General features: G+C 62.2%; 19 protein-coding genes and 1 pseudogene. 8 read left to right on the top strand and 12 right to left on the bottom strand.

The genetic code is table 11. The annotated features are described in order from the left end of the window. The 7 genes from NJ75_RS04290 (at nucleotide 1) to NJ75_RS04260 (ending at nucleotide 7,349) form a co-directional block, all read left to right on the top strand. Complete coding sequence (locus NJ75_RS04290; RefSeq protein WP_052241985.1) at nucleotides 1-663, top strand: HAD family hydrolase; 663 nt, start codon at nucleotides 1-3, stop codon at nucleotides 661-663. Beyond that, on the top strand, nucleotides 656-1,633 hold the full coding sequence (locus NJ75_RS04285; protein WP_039331763.1) for an NAD-dependent epimerase/dehydratase family protein: 978 nt from the start codon (nucleotides 656-658) through the stop codon (nucleotides 1,631-1,633). The genes NJ75_RS04290 and NJ75_RS04285 overlap by 8 nt, the downstream gene beginning before the upstream one ends. A gap of 111 nt (nucleotides 1,634-1,744) precedes the next feature. Beyond that, nucleotides 1,745-3,574 (top strand): SLBB domain-containing protein, encoded by a 1,830-nt coding sequence (locus tag NJ75_RS04280; RefSeq protein ID WP_169745696.1) that lies wholly within the window; start codon nucleotides 1,745-1,747, stop codon nucleotides 3,572-3,574. Beyond that, nucleotides 3,574-4,668 carry a GumC domain-containing protein gene (locus tag NJ75_RS04275; RefSeq protein ID WP_039331761.1) on the top strand — a complete coding sequence of 365 codons (1,095 nt, stop codon included), beginning with the start codon at nucleotides 3,574-3,576 and terminating at the stop codon, nucleotides 4,666-4,668. The genes NJ75_RS04280 and NJ75_RS04275 overlap by 1 nt, the downstream gene beginning before the upstream one ends. Further along, nucleotides 4,665-5,651, top strand: a complete 987-nt coding sequence (locus NJ75_RS04270) for a glycosyltransferase family 2 protein (RefSeq protein ID WP_052241976.1) — start codon at nucleotides 4,665-4,667, stop codon at nucleotides 5,649-5,651. The genes NJ75_RS04275 and NJ75_RS04270 overlap by 4 nt, the downstream gene beginning before the upstream one ends. Nucleotides 5,652-5,667: 16 nt before the next feature. Further along, the gene (locus NJ75_RS04265; RefSeq protein WP_169745695.1) at nucleotides 5,668-6,030 is read left to right on the top strand and encodes a GtrA family protein; all 363 of its coding nucleotides are present in this window, start codon (nucleotides 5,668-5,670) and stop codon (nucleotides 6,028-6,030) included. A gap of 38 nt (nucleotides 6,031-6,068) precedes the next feature. Continuing rightward, on the top strand, nucleotides 6,069-7,349 hold the full coding sequence (locus NJ75_RS04260; RefSeq protein WP_169804117.1) for a glycosyltransferase 87 family protein: 1,281 nt from the start codon (nucleotides 6,069-6,071) through the stop codon (nucleotides 7,347-7,349). 19 nt (nucleotides 7,350-7,368) lie between these two features. On the opposite strand, the gene NJ75_RS04255 is transcribed toward NJ75_RS04260, so the two are convergent. Together NJ75_RS04255 and NJ75_RS04250 are read right to left on the bottom strand one after the other, a co-directional pair. Beyond that, nucleotides 7,369-9,207, bottom strand: a complete 1,839-nt coding sequence (locus NJ75_RS04255; protein ID WP_156135701.1) for a methyl-accepting chemotaxis protein — start codon at nucleotides 9,205-9,207, stop codon at nucleotides 7,369-7,371. 78 nt (nucleotides 9,208-9,285) lie between these two features. After that, nucleotides 9,286-11,796 (bottom strand): TonB-dependent receptor domain-containing protein, encoded by a 2,511-nt coding sequence (locus NJ75_RS04250; RefSeq protein WP_039331755.1) that lies wholly within the window; start codon nucleotides 11,794-11,796, stop codon nucleotides 9,286-9,288. A gap of 205 nt (nucleotides 11,797-12,001) precedes the next feature. On the opposite strand from NJ75_RS04250, the gene NJ75_RS04245 reads away from it, so the two are divergent. After that, nucleotides 12,002-13,171 carry a DUF2332 domain-containing protein gene (locus NJ75_RS04245; protein WP_052241973.1) on the top strand — a complete coding sequence of 390 codons (1,170 nt, stop codon included), beginning with the start codon at nucleotides 12,002-12,004 and terminating at the stop codon, nucleotides 13,169-13,171. A gap of 580 nt (nucleotides 13,172-13,751) precedes the next feature. On the opposite strand, the gene NJ75_RS04240 is transcribed toward NJ75_RS04245, so the two are convergent. The 10 genes and pseudogenes from NJ75_RS04240 to NJ75_RS04200 form a co-directional block, all read right to left on the bottom strand. After that, nucleotides 13,752-14,018 carry a DUF5985 family protein gene (locus tag NJ75_RS04240; RefSeq protein ID WP_039331754.1) on the bottom strand — a complete coding sequence of 89 codons (267 nt, stop codon included), beginning with the start codon at nucleotides 14,016-14,018 and terminating at the stop codon, nucleotides 13,752-13,754. Further along, nucleotides 14,018-14,290, bottom strand: a complete 273-nt coding sequence (locus tag NJ75_RS04235; RefSeq protein ID WP_039331753.1) for a DUF5985 family protein — start codon at nucleotides 14,288-14,290, stop codon at nucleotides 14,018-14,020. Before NJ75_RS04235 ends, NJ75_RS04240 begins: the two co-directional genes overlap by 1 nt. Next, the gene (locus NJ75_RS04230) at nucleotides 14,287-14,664 is read right to left on the bottom strand and encodes a hypothetical protein (RefSeq protein WP_039331751.1); all 378 of its coding nucleotides are present in this window, start codon (nucleotides 14,662-14,664) and stop codon (nucleotides 14,287-14,289) included. The genes NJ75_RS04235 and NJ75_RS04230 overlap by 4 nt, the downstream gene beginning before the upstream one ends. A gap of 42 nt (nucleotides 14,665-14,706) precedes the next feature. After that, nucleotides 14,707-16,734 carry a response regulator gene (locus NJ75_RS04225; RefSeq protein WP_082013265.1) on the bottom strand — a complete coding sequence of 676 codons (2,028 nt, stop codon included), beginning with the start codon at nucleotides 16,732-16,734 and terminating at the stop codon, nucleotides 14,707-14,709. Continuing rightward, nucleotides 16,731-22,094, bottom strand: coding sequence for a HAMP domain-containing protein (locus NJ75_RS04220; RefSeq protein WP_039331749.1), 5,364 nt, complete (start codon nucleotides 22,092-22,094; stop codon nucleotides 16,731-16,733). The genes NJ75_RS04225 and NJ75_RS04220 overlap by 4 nt, the downstream gene beginning before the upstream one ends. Before the next feature lie 648 nt (nucleotides 22,095-22,742). Continuing rightward, complete coding sequence (locus NJ75_RS04215; protein ID WP_039331745.1) at nucleotides 22,743-23,555, bottom strand: enoyl-CoA hydratase; 813 nt, start codon at nucleotides 23,553-23,555, stop codon at nucleotides 22,743-22,745. A 40-nt stretch (nucleotides 23,556-23,595) separates the two neighbouring features. Further along, nucleotides 23,596-24,339 (bottom strand): VOC family protein, encoded by a 744-nt coding sequence (locus NJ75_RS04210; protein ID WP_052241969.1) that lies wholly within the window; start codon nucleotides 24,337-24,339, stop codon nucleotides 23,596-23,598. A 38-nt stretch (nucleotides 24,340-24,377) separates the two neighbouring features. Beyond that, nucleotides 24,378-24,668: a Crp/Fnr family transcriptional regulator gene (locus tag NJ75_RS25000; protein ID WP_236727056.1), complete on the bottom strand. Its 291-nt coding sequence runs from the start codon at nucleotides 24,666-24,668 to the stop codon at nucleotides 24,378-24,380. Nucleotides 24,669-24,782: 114 nt separating this feature from the next. Continuing rightward, nucleotides 24,783-24,938: pseudogene (locus NJ75_RS24995) on the bottom strand (Crp/Fnr family transcriptional regulator); the annotation flags it as partial. Nucleotides 24,939-25,098: 160 nt separating this feature from the next. Further along, nucleotides 25,099-26,001 carry an SDR family NAD(P)-dependent oxidoreductase gene (locus NJ75_RS04200; RefSeq protein WP_211257932.1) on the bottom strand — a complete coding sequence of 301 codons (903 nt, stop codon included), beginning with the start codon at nucleotides 25,999-26,001 and terminating at the stop codon, nucleotides 25,099-25,101. Nucleotides 26,002-26,018: the final 17 nt, after the last annotated feature.

Below are 26,018 nucleotides of genomic sequence, written 5' to 3'. Positions count from 1 at the left end.
ATGTCGGGGGTGCAGAAATCGCTGATATTCGACCTCGACGGAACGCTCGTCGATAGCTGCGCCATATGCGTCGAGATCCTCGATGAAATGCTGCGTGACCGTGGCAGCAATCTCGTCGTCGATCCGCAGGTTGCCCGGCCATGGATGAGCGAGGGCGGCCCTCGCATGGTCGCCGCGCTGCTCGGTAGCGCCTGTGCCGATCCCGACGACGAAATAGCGGAATTCCGCGCGCGCTATGCCGCCAAGCGAACCGAGCGAAGCTCGCTTTTCGCCGATGTGGAGGACGGTCTGATCACCCTGCGCGAGGCAGGCTTCACGTTGGCAATCTGCTCGAACAAGCCGCAACAGCTTGTCGACAAGGTTCTGGCGGACACCGACCTCGCGCACCTGTTCTCTTCGGTTGTAGGCGGGCGCCAGGGTGTTCCGGCGAAACCTGCACCCGATCTGCTTGAAGCAGTCCTTGAGGAGCTGCACGTGCGGCCGCGCGATTGCCTGTTCATTGGCGACAGCGAGATCGATCACGCTGTCGCCGACCGCCTCGGCATGCCGTTCATGTTCCTCACCCACGGCTACGCCAAGGCAGACTACATCCCCAACCCCGACCGCAGCTTTGACGGATTCAGAGATCTTGCCGGCACCATTCTGGCGGGCGCCCATGCTTGACCCAGTCGTGGCAGAGGCTCTGCGCAAGGATGGGCATCGCATCGTCATCACCGGTGCGGGCGGATGGATCGGCCTTGCCCTGCTCGACCTGTTGAGCGCCGCGCTTGGCCCGGACGTTCTCCGGCAACGGGTCCGCGCTTTCGGATCGAGCGTCAGAGATTTGGCGCTGGCTGATGGCAGCACTCTGCCGCAAGCTGCGCTTTCTTCCATCACCGACCTTCCCCATGCGCCGACGTGGGTATTTCACACCGCCTTCCTGACCAAGGATCGTGCTGTGGCAATGGACGAACGTGACTACGCCGCTGCCAATCGCGCCATCACCGGGCAAGTGCTTGCCGCACTGGACGCAATTGGCACCACGGGCCTGTTCGTCGCCTCGTCCGGTGCCGCCGCAAAAGTCGTAGCCGGCAGCGCCCAAGGTGCGCTCGAACTCTACGGGCAGCTCAAGCTCGAAGAGGAGGAGCGCTTTGCCGCGTGGGCACACGAACGCCAGGCCACGGCCGCCATCGTGCGCATCTATGCCTTGCTCGGCCCCCGCATCAACATGCCCGAAGCCTATGCCATTGCCAGCTTCATCCTCGATGCGCTGGCCGGCAGGCCCGTTGCAGTGCGCAGCCCCCGTCAGGTGGTCCGAGCCTATGCCAGCTTGCGCGAATTGCTAAGCCTCGTCCTGGCGATGATGCTGCGCGATGAAGGCGTCTCACGGTTCGACAGCGGTGGGGAGCCGATGGAGCTGGGGGACATCGCCCGGCTCGTCGCCAGCCTGGTTCCGGGGTGCGGAGTTGACCGCGCGGCGATCATTGCACCCGATGCCGACATCTATCACGGCGATGACGCCAGCTACGACGCCCTCCTCAGGTCGCACGGGATTGCCCGCGTGCCGCTGATCGAGGGCATCCGAGAAACGATGGACTGGCTCGGACAGTCGCACACCAAAACCCTTGCTCCCGGCGTTCCGGCTCCAGCCTGATCAAGAAAAGAAAGCGTCATGCCCATCAGCCCCCCTCCCGGTCGCCCCATGCTTTTCGCGCGGGGCATTATTCCCGCAATCGCGGGGAGCCTGTTGGCCATTGCTGCGCCCGTGTACGCACAACAGGAATCGCAACAGAATTCCCAGCAGAGCGGGCAGCGCGATGATGACGAGAGCGAAACCGCCACGACATCGACCCAGTTCACGCCGCTCGACATCACACAAACCACGAGAAGCAGCAGCGAGCGCGACGTCACTGCCGAAGGCTCGTCCGGGTCCGGCACCGACAAGATAAACCGTGCCACTTCCAGCAACGACGCCAAGCGGCCCGAACCGAAGCTGAGCGAATTCGAACAGTTCCTCGCGAGCATGGCCGGTCGGAAGGTCTCCCGCTTCGGCGCAGACCTTTTGGTGCCCAGCGCCACCGACTACTCCGTGCCCTCGGCTCTCGTCATTCCGCCCGATTATCCCATCGGCGTGGGCGATGTCATCGCGATCAACCTGACCGGGTCCGTCGTCGGCAGCGCCGAATTCCCGGTGGACGCCAATGGACGCATCTTTCTCCCGAATATTGGCGAGGTCAGCCTCATCGGGGTCCGTTATCGCGATCTCAAGCGGCACGTCTCACAGGCCATTGGCGCCCAATATCGCGGCTACGACGTGTCGGTCAGCATCAAGAAGCTGCACGGCATCCGGGTGTTCGTGACCGGCTTCGCGCAGCAGCCCGGCGTTTACACGGTAAACTCACTCTCTACGCTGCTCGGCGCCCTGATCGCCGCCGGTGGCCCCAACGCGGGTGGCAGCCTGCGCAGCGTCAAGCTCTACCGCAATGGGCAGGAAGTGCAGGATTTCGATCTCTACGACATCCTGCGCAAGGGCGATCGCTCGCGCGATCCGATCCTGCGCAACGAAGACGTGCTGTTCGTTCCCCCGGTCGGCAAGCAAGTCGCCGTGATCGGCAGCGCCAACGAGGAAGCGATTTACGAACTGCGCGGGCAAGAAACGCTTGAGGATCTTCTCGCTTACGCCGGTGGCCCGAACCAGCTTGCAGATCCCGATCGCGTCATCCTCTACCGTTTGGCAGACCGCGATAGCATCGGCAGCCGCGAGTTGCCCCGCGCCCAGCTTGCCCTCTCCCCGGCCGAAGGCGGCGACGTGCTGCAGATCCTCGCCAAGGGCAGCCTTGCCCGCCCGATCGAGAAGCAGTCCGTACTTGTGCGGCTTGAAGGCGAAGTCCAGCGCCCCGGCAATTACTTCGTCGCCCCCGGCACATCGGTCGGCGAAGTCGTTCGTCTTGCCGGGGGCTTCACGAGCCGGGCATTCGTCTACGGAACGGTGTTCAGCCGCGCCACGGTACGCGAACAACAGCGCGAAAGCTTTCGCGCTGCGGTCGAACAGCTGGAACAGATGGTCAATGCGGCCGCCCTCACCGGCTATGCCTCGCAAAGCCAGCCCGACCGTGAAGCGCAATTGGCATCGGCAAGGGCCCTGCTGCAAAGGATGCGCTCGGCAGAGCCCGACGGGCGTCTGGTGATGGACATCGCGCCAACCGCGACAGCCTTGCCCGAGACGGTCGTGCTGGAAAACAACGATCGCATCATCGTTCCGCCGCGCGTCGATACGGTGGGCGTGTTCGGCGCGGTCTATCGGCCGGCCTCGTTCCTGCTCGAGCCGGCACTCACCGGCAAGGTGAAGGACTATCTGGAGTCGGCAGGCGGCGTCCAACGTTCAGCCGACAAGGGCGCGATCTTCGTGGTCCACGCCAATGGCGCGGTGGAAACAAAACGGAGAGGCGCTCTGAACGCCACCGCGTTGCCGGGGGACGTACTGTTCGTACCGGTGCGCACGCAATCATCGACCCTGCTGGCCAAGATCAAGGACATTACCCAGATCATCTTCCAGGCCGGCATCGGTGCCGCTGCCCTTGCGGCGATCAAGTGATGACACCGCGCAAAAGCCTCGTCGGCACCCTCGCGCGCGGCCGCATCACCGGCAACGACCGCGTCCGCCGCACCGGTCTCGCCGTCGCGCTGGCGGTCAGTGCCGTATTCACGGTCTACCCGCAGAACTACCGCGCCGCGGTAAGCCTGACGCCGAGCGACCCGTCCACGCTCGGCCTGTCCGGGACATTGAGCCAGCTTGGGGCCGGTGCCAACATCTTCGGCAACCAGACGGCGATCGAAGTCAGCCTGAAGGTCGCGCGCAGCGTCTATGTGCGCCAGCTCGTCGCCAAGCGCGTCAAGCTGGGCGAGCGCCTTGGCCTGAACGAGACGCAAGGCCTGCGCTGGCTCGAAAAGAACGTAGACGTCCGCATCATGCGCGGCGGCATCATCGAGATCGAATTGGTGCGCCGTGACGGCGATTTCGCGCGCGAAGTGGTCGCCACTTATGCCGATGCCGTGCGCGAACAGCTTGGCGTGATCTCGCGTGAGCAGACTGCCTACAAGCGCCGCATTCTGGAACAACTGGTCGATCAGGCAGCGCAACGGCTCGACCGGGCGCAGGCAGAGTTCGACACTTTCCGCCTCAACACCCGCTATGGCGATCCGCAGTCCGCCGTCCAGGAGGTGGCCAAGAAGGTCCCGGCGCTCGATGCGCAGATCGAGGCCAAACAGTCCGAACTCAATGCGCTGCGCCGTTTCGCAACGGACCAGAACATCCTCGTCCAACGTGCCCGGGTGGAACTGGATGAACTGCTGCGGCGCCGCGCCCTCGCGGCCGAACCCCAGCCGCAGCAGCGCGGCTCGGTCGGGCAGGTCGTGCAGGAATCAACCAAGGGCCTGAGGCTGCGACGCGAACTTGATGTCGCCCAGTCGCTCTACGACAACTACAAGCGCTTCCTGCAGGGCACTTCGGTCGAGGACCTGACCTCTACCGCGAACATCCGCATTCTCGAACCGGCCTATGTCGATCCCGACCGCCAGTACAATTTCCCCGCTCTGGCCATAGGCCTGCTCCTGCTGCTGCTCGGGCTGGCCGTGGAATTCTACAAGCTGCGCCCCCCACCGGCAGAGCCCCGAAAGGCAGCGCAATGACCTGCGCCAGCACTGCACCGGCACTCACCTCTGCCTCGGCAGGAGCCCCCGAGATCGAGGACATCTCGGTCGTCATCCCGTGCTACAACGAGGAACTCAACGCGCAGGCCATTGCCGCTGCGGTGATCGCTGAACTTGAGAAGACCGGAGCGAGCTTCGAAATCCTGTTCATCGATAATTGCTCCACCGATCGCACGGTGCCGATCATCCGCGAAATGTGCCTGCGCGATCCGCGCATCCGACTGATCGTCAACACCCGCAATTTCGGGCAGATGCGCTCCCCGACGCACGGCATCTTCGCTGCGCGTGGGCGAGCGGTCATCGGCATGTGTGCCGATTTCCAGGACACCCCCGCCCTGCTGCCACACTTTGTGGAGCGCTGGCGGGCAGGCGTGGACATCGTGCTGGGCGTCCGTGAAGCCGAGGACTCCGGAACCGTGCTGCGCCTTGTCCGCGGCCTGTCCTACTGGCTCGCCAAGAACTTCGGCGATTTCCAGACCATTCCCAATGCCACCGGCTTTGGCCTCTACAGCCGCCGCGTCGTCGATGCGATCAAGGCGCTGAACGAGCCTGAACCGTTCTATCGCGGACTGCTGGTCGAAACGGGCTTTCCGCTCGAAACGATCGGCTATGTGCGCCCCCCCCGCGCGCGTGGAGCATCGAAGAACAATTTCTTCACTCTGCTCGATTTTGCGGTGACGGGGTTGACCGGCTCCTCCAAGCGGCTTCTGCGCGTGCCGCTTTACTTCGGGGTGGTCGGCATCGTGATCGCCTTGGCCATGCTGGTTGGCGCAGGCATCGCCTTCTTTACCGGGCGCCCCATCGCCGGATGGCTGATCGGGAGCGTGATGCAGGCGCAGGTTTCACTGATCTTCGGCTTCCTCGGCCTGATGGGTGACCATGTTCGCCAGATTTCGGAGAGGACCCGGGCGGCCCCGCTCGTCCACGAACGAGAACGCTACAATTTCCCGCAAGACTACTGACATGGCCCGCGCGCGTATGCTGGAGATTATACGCTATCTGGTTGCCGGAGCCGTGAACACAGCCTTCGGCTTCGGCATCTATGCCGCCCTGGTCTGGCTGGGCCTTGATCGCTACCTCGCGCAGGCCATCGGTTACGTCCTTGGCACTGCGTTCAATTATGTCACCTATTCGCGCGGCGTTTTTGCCGGCAGCGCCCCTGCCAAACTCCGCTTCGTGCTGTCCTACCTCGGCAACTATATTGTCAACCTGCTCGTACTGCGCCTGGCCTCCCATTACCTGGCCGATCCCTATGCCGCAGGGGCGGCAACCACCGTCTTGGTCGTCGTCCTGAACTATATCGTCCTCAAACGCTGGGTCTTCCGGCCCTCGGCCTCGTGACCATGGACAGACGCGCAGGGCTCCGCTTCGAATGGGCGATGGCCGCGGTCATCGCCGCGATGACCGTGTGGAACATGTGGCACCTGGTCACGCGAGGCTATCTGCCGCAGCCGTTCTTCTATGAATCTTCCGACACCTGGATGGACTGGTTCAACACCGCATGGTGGGCGCATGACCGCGGCATCTACGACAGTTGGGCCTCGATCTACCCGCCGATTTCGTTCGTCGTCCTGCGCCCCCTCAGCCTTGCATCCTGCTACGGGCAGACCACAGCGGGGCTTGAGGTCCGTTCCTGCGACTGGCTTGGCATTGCCGCGATCCACGGGTTCTATCTGCTGGATATCGTTCTTGCCGCGCTCGCTTTCACCAGGCTGGACCGGCGCACCGCACTGCCACGGTCATTCGCGCTCACGGCGGGCATGCCGCTGCTCTATGGACTGGAGCGCGGCAATCTCATCCTGCTTGCCTTTGCCTGCATGATCTTGGCCTTTGGCCCGCTGCTGAAGTCGGCCCGCCTGCGATGGCTGAGCCTTGCCGTGGCGATCAATCTCAAGGTCTATCTGGTAGCAGCACTGGCGGCACAGCTGCTCCGTCGCCGCTGGCGCTGGTTCGAAGGCGGCGCAATCGCCTTCGTTGCCGTCTATCTTGCCTCCTTTGCCATGCTAGGCATCGGCACGCCGGGTGAGATCGTCCGCAACATCACCGCCTTTTCGGGCGGCTTCAATGCCGCAAGTGTCCTTGATGTCTGGTATCCGGCGACCTTCATCCCGATGAAATCGCTGCTGAACAGCACCGATTTCCCGATCACTGCACTGATCGGTTCGCAACTAGTCGAAACCGGTGATCCGATCATTTCACTCGTTCTCCGGCTGGGTCAGGCCAGCATGGTGCTCGGCGCCGCCGCGATCTGGTTCCGCCCGCAGGCGGTGCCGGCACACCGCGCCACGCTGCTGGCTGTCAGCCTTGCCTTGGTCACTTCGGAAGCTGGCGGTTACACCCCCGCCCTCATCCTGTTGTTCGTGATGATGGAGCGCTGGGATGGCTGGCTGCGCCCTGCCGCTATCGTCATCGCCTATGTCCTGTCCCTCCCGGGTGAGATCGTCTTCTCGACCATACCGTCGATGATCCAGGACAGCTACTTTGCCGGGCACACCGTGACCGTCCAGCACGGCATCGGCCTTGGCATGTTCGTCCGGCCGATCCTGAACATCCTGGCGCCCAGCCTGCTGGCCTGGCACACCATCGCGCTCGTCTGGCGGGCCGTCTTTCAGGGTCAGCAGAGCCAGCCCCCCCCCAATTCCGCAGGTCGTGCCGCTTAGCGCCTCTGCAATTCGCTTGTCAGAACTCCGACCAGTCGTTGTCGATAGCGAGATTGCCTGTCGCCAGCGGGACCGACGGCGCAGGCGTTGTCGCCCTCACGCGTGACGGCGCCACCGTCGGGACTCGTGCCAGAACGGGTGTCGGGAGGCGGCGCTTTTCGCCGCCGATGCGGAAGCTGGAAAAGGCGCTGGCAAGCTGGCCGGCCTGCTCGCTCAGGTTCTTGGTCGCGGCGTTCGTTTCCTCGACCATCGCCGCGTTCTGCTGGGTCATCTGATCCATCGCACCGATCGCACCGTTGATCTTGCGCAGGGCGATGCTCTGTTCGCCCGCCGTCTCGGCAATGGTCGAGATCGAAGAAGTGACCGCGCTAACGCGGCTGATGATCGTCTCCAAAGCCGAACCGGTCTCGTTGACCAGCGACACGCCCGACCTGACGTGGCTCGTCACCGCCTCGACGCGTTGCTTGATCGCGTTGGCGGCTTCTGTCGCACGCTGCGCAAGCGCGCGCACTTCCGACGCGACGACCGCGAAGCCCTTGCCGGCCTCACCCGCTCGCGCTGCCTCGACGCCTGCGTTGAGCGCGAGCAGGTTGGTCTGGAAGGCGATCCCGTCGATCATTGCCGTGATCTCGGAAATCTCGGCGCTGGCACGTTCCACGTTATCCATCGCCTCGATCGCCTTGCTGACGACCATTCCGCCATTCTCCGCCTCCCCGCGCGCCTCGACCATCGATCCGCTGACTTGCGCAGCGATCTTGGCATAGTCCTCGATCTGGGTCGTCAGGTGCTCCATCGCACTCGATGATGCCTGCAGGCTCGCCGCCTGCTGTTCGCTGCGGGTCGCAAGATCGGTCGTGGCCTGCTGGATCTCGGAAGATGTCAGGTTGATGGCGACAATGCTGTCCTGCACCAGTCCCATGGCCTGGCAAAGACGCTCCATCGCTTCGTTGAAGTCGTCCGCCACTGTCTGGAATGCCGGAGGGACGCCAATAATGCGTACCGAAAGATCCGCTTGGGCAACGGCTGACAGGCGCTCTCCGATCTGCGCCATGGCTCGCTCGCGGTCGGCCACGGCGCGGGCGCGGTCAAGAGCGGCGTCGCGGAAAACCATGACGGCGCGAGCCATGTCCCCCAGCTCGTCGGCACGGCTGGTTCCGGGAATGGGCGCGTCATTCTGGCCGTCGGCAAGCGCCGTCATCGTTTCGGTCAGGTCCGAAAGCGGAACGGCGATAGACCGCGACAGGCGCCGCGACAGCACGAGGGCGAGACCAATCAGGGTGGCGCCGCCGATTGCCAGCGCTATCCACGCGAAGAGGATCGCGCTTTCCTGCCGCGCCGTCTCCTCGGTGATCTCCTTGGTCTTGGCATCTTTCACCGCGCGTAGTGGCAAAACGGCATCGCTTACCAGCACGGCCTTGCCTGCCGCACGGACCGCCTCCTGCGCCGCATCGCGCTGGCCGGCCTTGACGACGGCGATATACCTGTCGCCCCAGCTTTCGCGCCACTTCAGTGTTTCGGTGCGGGAGCGACGCACAAGGTCCTGAAGCTCCGGCTCTGTGAGTCGGGCTTCCAGCGCAGCGGATGTCTTGTCGTAATCGTCACGACCTTCGTGATACGATTTGAGATAGCTTTCGTCGGCAGTCACCAGGAAACCACGGAACTGGCTGTTCTGCCGCAGCAGAGCGGTCTCCAGTGCCAAGGTGTCGGCCAGGACTGCCTGGCTCTCAGTATTACGCGCACTGACATTCGACACCATCGCCAGGCTGATGCCGAAGACAACCATCATCAGGGCTGCTGTCACGTTCAGCGCGACGAAAGCAAAGCCGAGGCGGCGCGGAATGTTCATGCGGTCGAACACGAGTGTGGTTTCCTTGTCGGGCGTTATCGCCTTGGTGTCGATCGTGGCTCGCCCGCGGACGAACGAGCCACCCGAGGATCAGAAGCTGTAGCGGATCGAGCCGGTGACCGTGCGCGGGTTCAGCGTCCGGATGTTGGCGATCCCCGATGCAGGAATGGTGCTGGTCGATGCCGAATAGACAGCCAGCTTGTCGAACACGTTGAAGGCGTTGACCGCAAGCGTCAGCTGCTGTGCCGGATGGAACTGCACAAACGGGCTGACGACGACGTAGCCGGGCAGCTTGAGTTGGTTCGTATCCTGCGCATAGCTGCTCGTGGTGGCATTGATCACAGCTCCAAAAGCCAGGGACGCAAACTCGACGGTCGGCCGGGCGTTGAAGGAAAGTGACGGAATGTAGCGTGGGACGTTCCCGACGAGTTCCGGGAAATCAGCATCCTTGACGATCTTCGCCTTGGTCCAGGTCCCGCCGATGGCCAGCCTGAAGGGACCGCGCTTGAATTCACCCTCGAGTTCGATGCCCTTTGCAGAATACTCGCGCACCACGTCCAGGACGATGACGTTGCCGTTCTTGTCGGCGGCCAACTGGGTATTGCGTTCCTCGGTTGATGCCCAAAAGCCGGTCACGTAGATGCCGACACCGTCGTTGCGATATTTTACACCCGCTTCCGCCTGCTTCACGATCCCGTACTTCAAGGCATCATTGGCAAGCTGGCCAGTCGTTGCATTCAGCGATCCAGGGCGCAGGACGCGCTCCGCGCTGGCGCGTCCGCCGCGGCTGTAGCGGGCAAACACTGAAAGCGGCTGGGCTATACGATAATTGACCCCGGTCGAGTACGACAAGTAGCCGTAATTGTAGTCGACCCGGATCGGTCTTGTCAGCGGCAGCACGGCAACCGTCGATTCGACTGGTGCGATGGCGCCATCGCGGTTGATATCGAAGGGAGCAACCAGTTCGTCGGTAATGACCTTCCCACTCACGTCGCCACGATCATAACGCAAGCTCGCCCCGATCGAGAGCTTGCCGGTCGCAAAGTTGATCGAGCCATATGGCGCGGTGATGCGGTACTTCGTGTCGAAATTGTAATTGCCGTAAGCGCGCGGCTGTCCGAAGCCGAAGCCGTAGGCAAACACGCCGTTCTGGCTGAGCAGCGTCCCGCTGGCATTGCGCAGGTCAAGCGGCGCCATCCGTCCGTTCCCGACGACGTCGGAAATGGCGTTGGTGAAGCTCCAGTCGACGTTGTAGTCCTGAATGGCGTTGTAAATGCCGCCGCTGACAGTCAGCTTGCCGCCATTGAGGGCGAAAACGCGTGACGCTCGCAGATCGTTGGTGATGTTATCGTTCGACTTCTGGTTCATGTTCAGCAGCAGATTGATGCTGGCGAGGCCATTGCCGTTGATCTGGTTACCGGGCGCGAGGACCTGCCCGAGATTCGGGCCGGCGGCGTAGGTCAGGCTGGCGCCCGGGCCGCCCAGGATGGTCGATATCACCGCCGACGGCGCGGAAAGCATGGAATCAACCTGATTGAAATCGCCGCTGATGTCGGCAAACCGGAAGCGATTGCTGACAGTCCAGTCGGCAATCTCGAATTGCGTTTCCAGCCCGATCGCCTTGACGATCGCACGCATGCCATTTTCAAGACTGCGGCTCAGGGGATTGTTCTGGTCGTCCGTGCCAAGGTAGCCCGCGACAAGCGGCGAGCCATAGCCGTCGCCGGCCAGGCGAGTTCCAGCGATGCTGGCGAAGACCGGGGCTTCATCCGTCCCGGTAATCCGCGCCGGTTGCGTTCCATAGTTCGGCTGTCGGTCGTCGAGGTACTTGCCATAAATGCGGACGTAGCCACCGGCGAAGTTCCGCGTCACGTTCAGCTTGATCTGACCGCCGCGGTAGGCGGTGTACCCATAATCGCGCGGTCCTTCCCCTTCGCGGTAGAAGCCGCCGACGTGAAAACGCCAATTGTCGCCCAGAGGGCTGCCATAATCGAAGTCAATTCGCTTGAGATCGTGACCGATCCCGCTGGAAACCTGGAAATTGCCGCTTTCGATTTCGCCCGTCTTCGAGATCAGGTTCACGACCCCGCCAGGCGAGTTGGACGCGAATGTGGAGGCTGATCCGCCGCGGATCGACTGAATCTGGGATATGTTGAAGTCAGCCCGCAGATACCGGTCCGCGGCGTTGAACTGCATGTCAGCGAATTCCAGCACAGGCAGGCCGTCTTCCTGAAGCTGGAGGTACTTCGAACCATCCGCTGCCAGGGGCAGACCGCGGACGGTAATCGACGAGTAGCCATCGACGTCCGAGGTCAGCGACCGGATGCCCGGAATGTTCTGCATGATGCCGGAAATGGAGCTGACCGAGAACTTGGCCAGGTCGCTTTCGTCGATCACGCTGGCCGAGATGGCAGTGTCGAGAAGATCGCGCCCCTTGGCGACGCCGGTGCTGAACGTCTTTCCAGCTGCTGTCGATCCGGACACAATTTCGGTCCGCTTGACCGAGGCCGTCTCGCTGGCCTCGCTTACGTCTTCTGCGAAGGCTGGAGCCGCGAGACCGCAGCCAAGCAAAGTGGTAGCAAGAAGCTTCCAGGTATGCATAAAATCCCTCAATTGATTTATCTTCCTTGAGGGTCAATAATCACCGGTCGTTAAGTCACGACGATCAAAATATTACGTAATGATACGACTGAATTCTAACATATTAACATAATGTTAATTGAAGGATACGGAAAATCCGCAATTCTCGGCATTCGAATAATTGAGGACGACCTTCTAGGGTGTGGTTGCCCCGCCGTCAGACACCATGAAAGACAAAACCTTGCCGATCGCTGCCTTTGCCGAACCATTTTCCGCTTCGGCTTTCGCGACAGGGCGCGGCGCAGCGCAGCTCGCAGTGGAAGCGCAAAAGGCGCGAAAGTTCGGAAAGATGTTTGTGGCAGCCATCCTCGAGAGCGTGGCCCGGGTCCTTCCGCAGGCACCGAGCCTCGCCCATGCGATTGACACCTGGCCGGGCGACCTGGCCAGCGCTGGCGTGATTTTCCGCCTGAATGCCGGACTTCACGCTCTGGCGCGCTCAGGCAAACATCCGGGCCTCGCTGCAATCTACAGCCGGGCGCAGCCTGCCCAGGCGCCCGAACCCTCGTTGCTCGACAGAACGCTGTCGATGGCGCTCCACGATTGCGAGGCAGACCTGCTCGAATGGATGAGCGGACCGACCCAGACCAATGAGGTGGCACGCGTAGCCGGCCTTGCCGCAGTGCTGATGGAGCTGGACGCGCGCGCGCCTATGCCGACCCACCTGCTCGAACTGGGATCGAGCGCCGGATTGAACCTCAATCTCCGACACTACTCTCTGCGTCTGGGCACGCATGGCACGGGTGACCCTGCCAGTGCTGTATCCATTGCGCCACGCTGGATCGGCCCGTCGCCCAAAGGCGAACGGATCGATCTGGCCAGCGCAAAGGGCGTGGACCTGAACCCCCTCGACGTGCGCCGTGACGCCGACAGTGAGCGGCTTCACGCCTATATCTGGCCTGGCGAGCAAGTGCGATCGGAGCGCCTGCGGGCAGCTATCGCGATCGCCCGGGTCCATCCCCCACAGGTCGAACGGGGCCGCGCCGGCGAATGGCTTGTCCGCGAACTTGCCGCGCAGCCGCCGCAGGGTGAGCGGCGCGTCATATTCCATTCGATGGTCACCCAGTTCCTTCCTGAAAGCGACCGCAGAATGATCGACTGGGCAATGGCCGAGGCAGGTCGAGCAGCAAGTCCGGCGGCACCACTCGTGCGGGTTGGCCTCGAATGGAATCCGGGTCGGACCGCCGTTGAAGTCACGGTAACGCAGTGGAACGGGCTCCCGGAATCAGGACACCCGGTCGTCTTCGCCGAATGCCATCCTTACGCCGAATGGTTCTCGTGGATCGGCCCGGAAGGGAGGGAGGTCGCAGCCCAACTCCAAAACGGTGTCGCCGCGTAGCGCACCTTGGGCGGTAACGAATATGGGTGGCACTGCGCGAGCACGTCCGCGTTCGGTGAAAGCGCAGGGTCCATCAGACCACCGTTGGCTCTGCCCCCCAAGGTCCCACGGGAGAACGCCATATAGCCGGACCACCCCGTCTCCCTGGCGCATATCTTTATCTGACAAGGCCGGAAAGTTGGCTTGCCCGACGAACCTGGTCAAAGCGGTCACGCTGGAGCGGTGAAGGGAGTCCCAAAGTCCATAAGTACATGACTTAGTTTCTCCAATGTCTCGCGTCAGCCATCCGATCCCTCCCAGGCCTGATGGCCCAGCATTCAAATCTCCGTTCGCTCTGACAGTATAATTGCATCGTCTACGTCGATCCCGAGGCCGCAAACGGCGTTCTGAATGTTCGGGTGTCCCAGCAAGGGTTACTGATCCGTCAGGATCTAATGCTGTAATGGATTGGCTGGGATGGGGCTGTAATCGACGCCCCAACAGGCGGCAACTCCTTAACCCTTGACGTTCCAGGTCCGGTTTGACGTGATGGATTCCCACTTATTGTGGATCACTTGGGGGAAGCGATAACATTTGCCGCTCACCTCTGGCGTCGGTTCTTGTACAGGGCGGCAAAGATGATGCAGAGGAACGCAGCAAGCCTGACAAGATACAGCCAGCTTCTTTCCTCTTCCGCGACCTCCATGAGCGCCAGCATCGCCTGACCCGCGCCGAGCAGGAGGAATGCAACCGCGAATGCCGCGAACAGTCCGTCGCCGGTGCTGCGCCAAAACCGAAAGAAGAACAGCGCCGCCACTGAGAAGCCGAATGTGATGGCGCCGGCCATGAAGGAGAGCAGGGTTTCCATCAGTCCTCTTGCTCCCAGATGAACCCGAACAAGAGCACCGAAACGGCGGCGAGTGCAAAGACAAGGCGAAGCAGACGCAAGTCGTGCTCCTGCAGCAGAATCATGTCGAAGATCACCACGAGGTTGTTTGCGGCCAGCAGCGTGAAGCAAATCCCGCTCCACAGGAGCAGGCGCACGTTGCTACGAAGGTAGCTCCGGAGCAGCAGAACGGCGCAACCCGTACTAGTCAGGAAGCACAGGAGGTAGACGAGAGGTGGTGCCCACTGGTTCATTTCTCGTCCCTCAGGCGGAAAGCGTCGGCAAACGCGACCATGCTCGGGGAATTGGCCCGTACGATGGCGCGGCGGACTTTGTCAGGTGCCGATTTGTAAAGGCGGATCACCTGTTCAACGGTATCTTCAAGAGAGGCAGGGGCAGCGTAACGCACCGCTCCGGCAGCGTCCGAGACGACCAGCCCAGCGCCGACGAGAGCGTCGATACCCTGCTGCACCACCAACTCGCTCGCCCGCATTGCCGTCACGATGTCGGCGAAAGGCCAAGTTCGTTCGGGCTCAGCCTGGAGCAGGCAAAGCAGTTCAACTGTCCACGCCGAGCGAAAATTGGCTGCAGCAAATGCGAGCGTTCGGGCATTGTCGTGATCCTTCATGACCGCCCCGTCATGCTGCTATTGCCCGCAACTGCGACGGCCTCACGCTGCAACCTCTCCGCTCAACAGGGCCTCCAGGTCCTCCACCGAAACCGGTTTGCGGAGAAGGTGCGTGGCATCTGGCGAGGAGGCGCCCAGACTGTCGTCGGCGTAACCTGTCATCAGCACGCACGGGAGGTCAGGATGCAGCGCTCGGGCCTGCGCGATGACCTCAAGTCCATTAGCGCCCGGCATGGCGTAGTCGGTCAGGAGCAGATCGAACGGTTCGACAGGCGAACGCAGCAGATCGAACGCTTCTGCGGCGCTCGATGCACATTGTACGGTCGCGCCAAGCTCGCGCAACTGCTCTGCGATGATGGTGCCCACCGTCGGATCGTCATCTACCACCAGGATCCGACGAAGGCTGACAGGCCGTGCAGAGCGGCTTACCTCGACAAGTCGTTCGGCGACTTCCGGCTTCCGGACGGCGGGCATGAGCAGGCGCACTGAAGTCCCTTCGCCCACGATGCTGTCGATCTCGATCCTGCCGCCGGATTGCTCTACAAAGCCCAGCACCATCGAGAGCCCGAGCCCAGTGCCCTTGCCGACTTCCTTGGTGGTGAAGAACGGTTCGGTAATGCGTTCGAGGACTGCCGGTGGAATGCCTGTCCCTGCATCGCGTACCTCGATGGAAAGATAGCTTGCCGCCGGGAAAGAAGGCATGTCCGACGACGCAGGTACCACGGCTATCGAGACCGCGATCCTGCCGCCTCCCGGCATGGCATCGCGCGCATTGATGATGAGATTCACCAGCGCCAGTTCAAGCTGCGAGCGATCGGCGAAGAGGACCAGCTCGGTTTCCTCGCAGTTCCACACCAGTTCGACATTTCCGCCCAGCGTCTGCTGCACAAGCCCGATAACGGCGTCGCAGACTTCCGATGGTGGCAGGTAGACGGGCGAGAGGTCCTGCTTGCGGGCAAACGCCATCATCCGGCGCACCAGGGCCACGCCCCGCTCTGCCGCCGCGCGTACCTGATCTAGGACCTGCCGCTCGCGATCTTCCAGTCTGGCCCGCTTTTCGAGGAGCGAGGCACCGCCGAGCACTGCTGCCAGGACGTTGTTGAAATCGTGCGCCACTCCGCCCGTCAGCTGCCCCAAGGCATCCATCTTTCCGGCCTGGAGCAGCTGCGCCTCAAGTTTCTTGCGATCGGTCACATCGAACAGGGTTCCAGCCCACCTCGAGTCGTCAGCGCCCTCCTCGGAGATGCGCACTGCCCGCTCGATGAAGTGCTTGTGGCCTCCTTCGTCGCTGATCCAGCGATATTCCGCGGAGAACACCTCGCTTGACGGGTCCACCTGCAATGCGCCGCGATCGTCAGGATGGATGCGATCCTCCCACCGCAAGTCACCTGCCTCGATGGCAGATGCCTCGCGTTCGGCAAGCTTGGCCAGATCGCCTGCCACAAATTCGCGGACCAAGGTGCCGGTGCCATCGCTGACAGCTTCGAACAGGGCGAGAGGCAGCGCTTCCAGCACCGCAGCCTGTCGCGCCCGCGCGGAATGCAGCTCGTTCTCGATCCGCAGCCTTTCGAGCTCGGATCGGAACCCCGCTTCGCGCAGCTCCCGCTCCGCGCGACTTCTCGCCTCGACCTGCTTCCTCATTTCGAACAGATCGACGAAGACGCTGACCTTCGAAGTCAGGACAAGAGGATCGACCGGTTTGAACACATAGTCCACCGCGCCCATCGCATACCCCCGAATCAGGTGCTCGGTCTCCTTGTTCACGGCGGAAAGGAAAATGATCGGGATGCGAGCGGTCTGCTTGCGTTGCCGGATCAGGTCTGCAACCTCGTATCCGTCCATCCCAGGCATGAACACATCGAGCAGGATCACGGCGAACTCGCCGGCCAGCAGATGGCGCAAGGCATCACGACCCGACGTTGCCGTCACCACCTCGCCCAGATCGCCCAGAACCTGCGTCAGCGCGAGCAGGTTGCGCTCGTCGTCATCGACGACGAGGATGCGGGCAGAAGGGACAAGTTCCTCGCCAACTGCCTCGCATGACCGCACTTTCGTTGCTTCGGTGGTCATTGCAGCACGCCGCTGCGAGGCGGCACGAGCATCGCCTGAACCGACGAGGCATTGGCCCGGCTCCGTCCGATCCACACCCGCAGCAGCGCGAGTAGCAGATCGATGTCGACAGGCTTCGAGATGTAATCCGACGCACCTGCATCAAGGCACTTCTGGCGGTCGCCCTTCATCGCCTTGGCCGTCACCGCCACAAGTGGAATGTCTGCGATTGCCGGAAGGGAGCGGATCTTCCGGATGGTCTCGTAGCCATCCATTTCGGGCATCATGATGTCGATCAGCGCGACATCGATGTCCTCGGTAGTTTCAAGCAGTCGGATGCCTTCAGCCCCTCTCTCGGCGTGCACCACCTGCACGTCATGGGCCTCAAGAACACTGGTGAGCGAGTAGATGTTCCGGATATCGTCATCGACGATAAGGACTTTGCTTCCTCCCAGCGCCTGCATTTCGGAAAGCTTGGGCTTCCTGGCCCGCCCCGGCGCAGCGGCCGGCTTGGGCTCGTCCCCGGACAAGTTCGCAATCCGGGAAAACAGCGCCTCCAGTTCGTCGTGGCTGGCAGGTTTCTCTATGACCCCTGCCGCCCCGAGGTTGAGAGCATGCGCCGCCTGCTGCGCTCCGGAAATCACGAACACGGGAATGCCGGAAGTGTCCGGCTCGTGTCGCAGCAGGTCGAGCAGGACGAAACCGTCGATGTCGGACAATCCAAGGTCCAGCGTGATCGCACTCGGACGGAGCTTGCGCACCATTCCGATCGTCCCGGAACCAGCCGAGGAAATGACGCCCTTCAGGCCGGCATGGTGCGCCAGTTCCAGCAGGACCGTGGCAAACGTCGGATCATCCTCGACGATGAGGACGAACGGATTGCCGTTGAGCTGCTCGCGATCGTCCGGCGGAGAATAGTTCACGACCGGATCGCGCTCTGGCGATGCCGCTGCCAGCAGGGCCTGCGAAGTCGCCACGGCGTTTAGCGGTACGTAAAGGGTGAATGTCGAGCCCTGCCCGGGAACCGAGCGCACCTGAAGCTCGCCGCCAAGGAGCCGTGCGATTTCACGGCTGATCGACAGGCCGAGGCCCGTCCCGCCATACTTGCGGCTCGTCGTTCCGTCTGCCTGCTGGAACGCCTCGAAAATCAGCTTCTGCTTGTCCTCGGGAATGCCGATCCCGGTGTCGCTGACCGCGATCTCCAGCGCCGCATCGAGTTCGCCGAGCACCGGGTGGCTGGGGCTCCACCCCTCCCGCGCCTTGCGGACGGAAAGTGTCACGCCTCCGGCGGCGGTGAACTTGAAGGCGTTCGACAGCAGGTTCAGGACAATCTGCTGGAGACGCTGTTCGTCGGTCTGGATCGATTCCGGGAGGGTTTCGTCAAACCTGACATCGAACGACAGGCCCTTCTCGGACGCGAGCTGGCGGAATGTGCGCTCCATGTGCTGCTTGAGCGCGACCATCGGCATGTCGCTCATCTCGATCGAGACCGTGCCGGATTCGATCTTCGAGAGGTCGAGGATGTCGTTGATCAGGTTCAGAAGGTCGGTCCCCGCGCCGTGGATCGTCCGGGCAAACTCGGTCTGCTTTTCGTTGAGGTTGCCCTGCTGGTTGTCGGCGAGAAGCTTGGACAGGATCAGCAGCGAGTTGAGCGGCGTGCGCAGCTCGTGGCTCATGTTGGCAAGGAACTCGGACTTGTACTTCGAAGTCAGCGCAAGCTGCTCTGCCTTCTCTTCCACGGCGCGACGCGCCATCTCGATCTCGAAGTTCTTGGCCTCGACCTGCCGCTTCTCGTTCTCGAGGAGCTGGGCCTTCTCCTGCAGTTCCTCGTTGGTGGCGTGGAGTTCTTCCTGCTTGCGCGTCAGTTCGGTCTGCCGCGCCTGCAGTTCCTGGGTCAGCAACTGCGACTGCTCGAGCAATCCTTCGGTCCGCATGGTCGCGGCGATCGTGTTAAGAACGATACCGACGGTTTCCATCAGCTGCGCAAGGAAGCTGTGGTGGGTTTCGTTGAACTCCTCGAACGAGGCGAGCTCGATAACCGCCTTCACCTCATCCTCGAACAGGGCGGGCAGGATATTGATATTGGCCGGTGCTGCCGTGCCGAGGCCGGAGCCGATGCGGATGAAGTCACCGGGGACCTTGGACAGCCGGATTGGCCGCTTGTCCGCCGCCGCCTGGCCGATCAGGCCTTCGCGCAGCCCGAAGCGGTGGCGCAGCTCGCCGTGGTTCTCGGCGCCATAGCTGGCGACGAGGTCGAGCCGGATGTCCTCGTCGTCGCGGCTCGTGACGTAAAAAACGCCGTACTGCGCGTTCACCAGCGGGGCCAGTTCGGACATGATCAGGTTCGAAATCGTTGCAAGATCCCTTTCACCCTGCAGCATGCGCGAAAAGCGGGCCAGGTTGGTCTTCAGCCAGTCCTGCTCGGCATTCTTGAGCGTCTGATCCTTGAGGTTGAGGATCATCTCGTTGATGTTGTCCTTCAGCGCGGCCATCTCGCCCGAAGCCTCGACCGCGATCGAACGGGTAAGGTCGCCCTTGGTCACCGCGGTTGCCACCTCGGCGATCGAGCGCACCTGATTGGTCAGGTTCGTGGCCATCGCATTCACGTTGTCGGTCAGGTCGCGCCACAGGCCAGCTGCACCCGGCACGCGCGCCTGTCCACCAAGCCGCCCTTCGACCCCGACTTCGCGGGCCATGTTGGTAACCTGATCGCCGAACGTCGAAAGCGTCTCGATCATCCCGTTGATCGTCTCGGCCAGAGCGGCGATCTCACCCTTCGCGTCGAAGGTCAGCTTGCGCTTGAGGTTGCCTTGCGCAACCGCGGTAACGACGTCGGCAATGCCGCGAACCTGGTTGGTCAGGTTGGTGGCCATCAGGTTCACGTTGTCGGTCAGGTCTTTCCAGGTGCCGCCCACGCCCGGCACTTGCGCCTGGCCGCCAAGCTTCCCCTCGGTCCCCACTTCGCGCGCCACGCGGGTCACTTCCGAAGCAAAGCCGTTGAGCTGATCGACCATCGTGTTGATGGTGTTCTTGAGCGCGAGGATCTCACCCTTCACGTCCACCGTAATCTTCTTGGACAGGTCGCCCTTGGCGACAGCAGTGGTCACGTCGGCGATGTTGCGAACCTGGCCGGTCAGGTTGTCGGCCATCAGGTTCACGTTGTCGGTCAGGTCCTTCCATGTCCCTGCCACGCCGCGCACATGGGCCTGTCCGCCAAGCTTGCCCTCGGTGCCCACCTCGCGCGCCACGCGGGTCACTTCCGAGGCGAAGGAGTTGAGCTGGTCGACCATCGTGTTGATGGTGTTCTTCAGCTCGAGAATCTCGCCCTTCACGTCGACCGTGATCTTCTTGGACAAGTCGCCAAGGGCCACGGCCGTGGTCACTTCAGCGATATTGCGCACCTGCCCGGTCAGGTTGGCGGCCATGGCGTTGACGTTGTCGGTCAGGTCCTTCCACGTTCCGCCCACACCCTCGACCTGTGCCTGGCCGCCAAGCCGACCTTCGGTGCCCACTTCGCGCGCCACGCGCGTCACTTCGGAGGCGAAGGAGTTGAGCTGGTCGACCATCGTATTGATGGTGTTCTTCAGCTCGAGGATCTCGCCCTTCACGTCCACCGTGATCTTCTTGGACAAGTCTCCCCTGGCGACAGCCGTCGTCACCTCGGCAATGTTGCGCACCTGGCCGGTAAGATTGCCGGCCATGGCATTGACGTTGTCGGTCAGGTCCTTCCACGTTCCGCCGACGCCGGGCACCCGCGCCTGCCCGCCCAGCCGGCCTTCGGTGCCCACCTCACGCGCCACGCGGGTCACTTCGGACGCAAATCCGTTAAGCTGGTCCACCATCACGTTGATCGTGTTCTTCAGCTCGAGGATCTCGCCACGCACCTCGACGGTGATCTTCTTCGAAAGGTCTCCCTTGGCGACGGCCGTCGTCACCTCGGCAATGTTGCGGACCTGGCCCGTCAGATTGTCCGCCATGAGGTTGACGTTGTCGGTCAGGTCCTTCCACGTCCCCGCGACACCCGGCACCTGCGCCTGTCCGCCCAGCTTGCCGTCGGTGCCGACCTCGCGCGCCACGCGCGTCACTTCCGAGGCAAATCCGTTAAGCTGGTCCACCATCACGTTGATGGTGTTCTTGAGCTCGAGGATCTCGCCCTTCACATCGACCGTGATCTTCTTGGAAAGGTCTCCGGAAGCCACCGCAGTGGTGACCTCGGCGATGTTACGGACCTGGCCCGTCAGGTTGTCCGCCATGAGGTTGACGTTGTCGGTCAGGTCCTTCCACGTCCCCGCGACACCGGGCACCTGCGCCTGTCCGCCCAGCTTGCCTTCGGTGCCGACCTCGCGCGCCACGCGCGTCACTTCCGACGCGAATCCGTTGAGCTGATCGACCATCACGTTGATGGTGTTCTTGAGCTCGAGGATTTCACCCTTCACATCGACCGTAATCTTCTTGGAAAGATCCCCCGACGCCACAGCCGTCGTCACTTCGGCGATGTTGCGGACCTGTCCGGTGAGGTTTGCGGCCATCAGGTTGACGTTGTCGGTCAGGTCCTTCCACGTTCCCGCGACACCGGGCACCTGCGCCTGTCCGCCCAGCTTGCCTTCGGTGCCGACCTCGCGCGCCACGCGGGTCACTTCCGAGGCAAAACCGTTGAGCTGATCAACCATCGTATTGATGGTGTTCTTCAGTTCGAGGATCTCGCCCTTCACGTCGACGGTGATCTTCTTGGACAGATTGCCCAGCGCCACGGCGGTCGTCACTTCGGCGATGTTGCGGACCTGCCCGGTCAGGTTTGCGGCCATCAGGTTCACGTTGTCGGTGAGGTCCTTCCACGTACCGGCGACGCCCTTGACGTTGGCCTGTCCGCCGAGCTTGCCTTCGGTACCGACCTCGCGCGCCACGCGCGTCACTTCCGAGGCGAAGCTGGCCAACTGCTCCACCATGGTGTTGACCACTTTGCCGATGCGCAGGAACTCGCCCCGCAGGGCGCGGCCTTCGATCTCCACGGCCATCGACTGGGACAGGTCACCCTTGGCAACGGCGCCGATCACGCGGGCCACCTCGGTCGTCGGCTGCACCATGTCATCAATGAGTTCGTTGATCGCGCTCAGGGTAATGTCCCAGTCGCCCACCGCGCCCGGCACGGCGGCGCGATGGCCGATCTTGCCTTCCTTGCCGACGACGCGGGAAAGGCGCTGGAACTCTTCCGTCATGCGCCGGTTTATGCCGACGACCTCGTTGAACAGCGCGGCAATCTCGGTATCGGCGCTGTCTTCGGGCAGCGAGGCACTGAAATCGCCGTTTCGCAGCTTGCGCAAGGCGGTGAGCAGCTCGCGTCTACCGATTTCAAACTCACCCTTGGCCGCCGGTCTGTTCATGTGCCCTCCGAACAGAGGCGTTCAGCGCGCCCCTTCCGGTCGCAAGCGCACAAGAATCACTCAAGTTCCAGTGGGTTCCGAGAAGCCAGGATTCTTCGAGCTGGCTTGGGGATGAGCCGAGACGGCTCGCACATGGGGCACTCTTCTCGGCTTGAAGCTTGCAGCCTAATCGAATTGCCACATCAGTCGAACGTGAACCTTGCCGAAGCACTTCGGTGAAACAATGCCGGCACCCACATCTCGAACGGCGCCTTTTGCGTTTCCGGCGATCGTGTCCAGACGCTCACGGCATTCGGCGGACAGGAAAATGGACGGTGAAGGGAAACCAAAAGTAAGCATATTGAGCTGTTTTATAATGGGGTTTTGATAGTTCAACCTGACAGTGGCCCCCAATATGGCCCCCTGCAGCGTTAGATGCCTGTGGAAATCCTAAGATTTGCCAAGACAATGCCAGCCGCAAATGTCCGGCAAGTTGGACGATCCGGAAAGTCTCCTTTCAGGACCGCAAATTGGGATAGCGGACATTTTCATGCATAGTTGAGGCAAACTCCCCGTGGCCATTCCGGCCACAGGAGAAGTGTCATGGGACATTTAGACCTCGAAGGCATTCCAGATACCGATGTCGATCACAAAACCCCAAAATAAACTTTAGCCACCTACGAACTTTGCCGTGCGCTTCTCAAGGAAGTGCGCAACGCCCTCCTTGAAATCCGCGCTTTTCAGGCTTTCCCGCATTTCCTCATCGGCTTCCTGCATCGAGGTTGCGAGATCGACGAACAGGGCGTCCCACAGCTGGCGCTTCATGATGCGGGTCGAGCGCGGAGAGACATTCGCCGCCAGGTTCTCGGCATATTCGCGTGCCTCGTCCAGCAGCCGTTCGGGGGCGCAGACCCGGTCTGCCAGGCCGATGCGGTATGCCTCGTCGCCATCTACTCGACGCGAGGAGAACATCAGGTCCAGTGCACGGCTATGTCCCACCAAACGCGTCAGCATCCAGCTGGTGCCATGTTCCGCGATCAGGCCGCGCCGCGAGAATGATGTCACAAATGCCGCGTTGCTGGAGGCAAACCGCAAATCGCAGAACAGCAGAAGCGCAAGCCCCAGCCCGGCCGCCGCACCGTTGACCGCGGCAATAATCGGCTTGCCGACCGACGGCAGCCAGGTCATCGGATGCTGGAAATCTTCGCGGGCCGCCGGGTCAAGCGGGGTGAACGATTTGCTTGGGGTCTTGCCGCTTGAGGTCATTCCATCCAGCGCGTTCATGTCGACGCCCGAGCAGAACCCCTTGCCCGCGCCGGTCACGATAATCGCACGCACCTGCGGATCGTTGTTCGCCTGCTCCATGGCCTGGCGGAATTCTGCCGCCATGGTCGGGGTCCAGGCGTTCAGGCGCTCTGGCCGGTTCAGCGTGATGGTGGCGACCGCGCGGATCACATCATAACAAATCTGCGAATAGGTCACTGGTTATCCTCTCGTGTCTCAGGCGCTTTGATGCAGGCTATCAAACCAGCCGAATAGTCACGCCGAACAGTGCGACATTCCCCTCACTGGTCAGGCAGCCGTGCCGAACAGCGTTTTCGCGCAGCTGCGCGGCGCGGGCGGAGTGCAGGTCGAAGGCTTGGAATCCTTCACTGCCGTTGCCTGCTGGGGCCGCAAACCGCAGCTCGCCTTCATCCAGGCCGATGCGGCTTGCATGATCGCAATGTTCCATCGGGCGACCGAGAATTTCCCCCCAGCGCCCCGCCATGCCCTGCGGGTCGAGCGCGCTTATTCCAATCCCGGTAATGGCCTCGTCTTGGGTAGCGGACTTTTGCCAGTCGGGGCCGCCCCATTCCCAGTCGGACCAGCGCGGCATGTAATCGATGGACAGCAGGGTTCCGCCAACATCCTTGGGATGCAGGTGCATGAAGCCCGCGCCATTGCGGTCCAACTGATCCGCCACGCGCACACCCGCAGCATCAATTCGCGCGCGCGCTTCGTCTGCCCCGTCGGTTTGAAGAATGACCATATAGCCGCAGTCACCGCCTTGCTTGGCCAGCAAGCGCCCGACGGTGGTGTTTTCGGTGATCGGCGATACGAATTCCAGAAAGGTGTTGTCGATCGCATAGACCGCATTGCGCAGCCCGTAACGCACGATTGCCGGGTCTTGATAGGCTGAGCCCAGGCCAAGAATCTGGCTGGCCTGCAATGTTGCAACTTCAAGGTCAGTTACGGCGAGTGCAATCTGGCGCAGGCGCAGTTTCATCTTGGTACTCCGGTAGTTTGGAGCAGGACCATAGCGCTTTATCCTTCGTCACGTTCCGTGAGCAACCGCAGCGCTTCAGGATCGAGGACTGTCAGGCTGCGGTAAGCAACTTCTATGGCGCCGCCTCGCTCCCATTGCTTGAGCAGGCGGTTGATGCTTTGCCGCGATGCGCCGAGCATCTGGCTCATTTCCTCTTGCGAGAAGCGGAGCGTGACCGGGTGATGTGGTCCCGCCGCTGCAAGCTCCCGCCCATGCGCCTGCAGCACTTCCCGCGCCAGGCGGGCGGGCAAGGGGCGCAGCACGGTATCGTCCATCCGGCTGAGTATCATGCGATACCGCCTCCCCATCATGGCCAGGAATTGCAGCAAGAAATCCGGCCGGTGGTCGACAAGCTGGTGGACTGCTGCAGCCGGGACGATCAGCACAGCGCTGGCAACAATCGCCATGGCGTCATTTCCGCGCGGCTCTCCCGAAAACAGGGAGGCTTCGCCGAACCACTGGTTTTGAGTCACCATGCTGAGAACGGATTCCCGGCCCTCGGGGCTGGTCACGCTGAGGCGCAGTACTCCCTCTTCAACGCAGAACAGCGCATCGGGCACGGACCCGAACGCATAAAGCTGCTCACCCCTGCCAAGCAGTCGGCGGCGGGCATGCTGGCGCAGCGCAGCATCGAGCTCCGGGTTCAATACTCCTGGTTCGTGCTGGGCCCTGTCTTCGTGCAACTGCCGATGTCCTTGATCCGCCTGTGAGGGCTGGCGTTCAACTGGCCAGTGCTTCCTTTAACCGGTCGCGCCGCTCCTTGAACATCGGAATGTCCTCGTAGGGAATATCGGGATTGGATCCCGCCGCGATGTTATCCAGGCGGTTCTTGACGATCGGGAGCAGTTCCGGGCTGGGATAGACGTAGAACTGTCCCACTTCGATTGCCTGGAAAGTGATGCTGGCCACTTCTTCTGCGGTCAACGACCCATTGGCGAGATCCTTCGCGGAAATGGCCTGGGTCGCCAGCTGGGACTTTGTCGGGCCGCTTTCATTGGCAAGATCGGCGGGCCGGGTGCGATAGCATTGGCTGATGTTGGTGGTCACGTATGAGGGACACAGCACAGCTGTCTTGACCTGATCTCCGGCCAGATCGAGATCGTGGTAAAGGCATTCCGAAATCGCGATCACGGCGTGTTTGGAAACGCTGTAAATGCCCATGCCGGGTGCCGTAACCAGTCCGGCCATCGAGGCGGTATTCACAATGCAGCCTTGATAGGCCGGGTCGGCAGCGGCGGCAGCAAGCATCCGCGGGGTGAAGCTCCGCACACCGTTGGCCACCCCATCGACGTTGACGGCGAACACCCACTTCCAATCCTTTTCGGTGCTTTCCCAGATCGGCCCACCGGATGCGACCCCGGCATTGTTGAACACCAGGTTGGCGGGGCCAAACTGGCGTTCGGCGGCCTCTGCGAGCGCCTCAACCGAAGCAGCGCTGGTCACGTCGGTCAACACACCAATCGCATCCGCACCGCTGGCCCGCAGCTCTTTAACCGCCGCATTCATCGCCTCGGCCTGCACGTCGGCAATCACCACCCGCATTCCCCGGCGTGCGGCCTCCTGTGCAATAGCCTTGCCCAGGCCAGAACCGCCGCCGGTTACTACGGCTACGCCGCCTTTCATGTTCTTCATCTGCACGC

The sequence above is a fragment of the Novosphingobium subterraneum genome (genome assembly GCF_000807925.1).
GTDB lineage: Bacteria > Pseudomonadota > Alphaproteobacteria > Sphingomonadales > Sphingomonadaceae > Novosphingobium > Novosphingobium subterraneum.
This window is presented reverse-complemented; position numbering and strand designations above follow the sequence as displayed.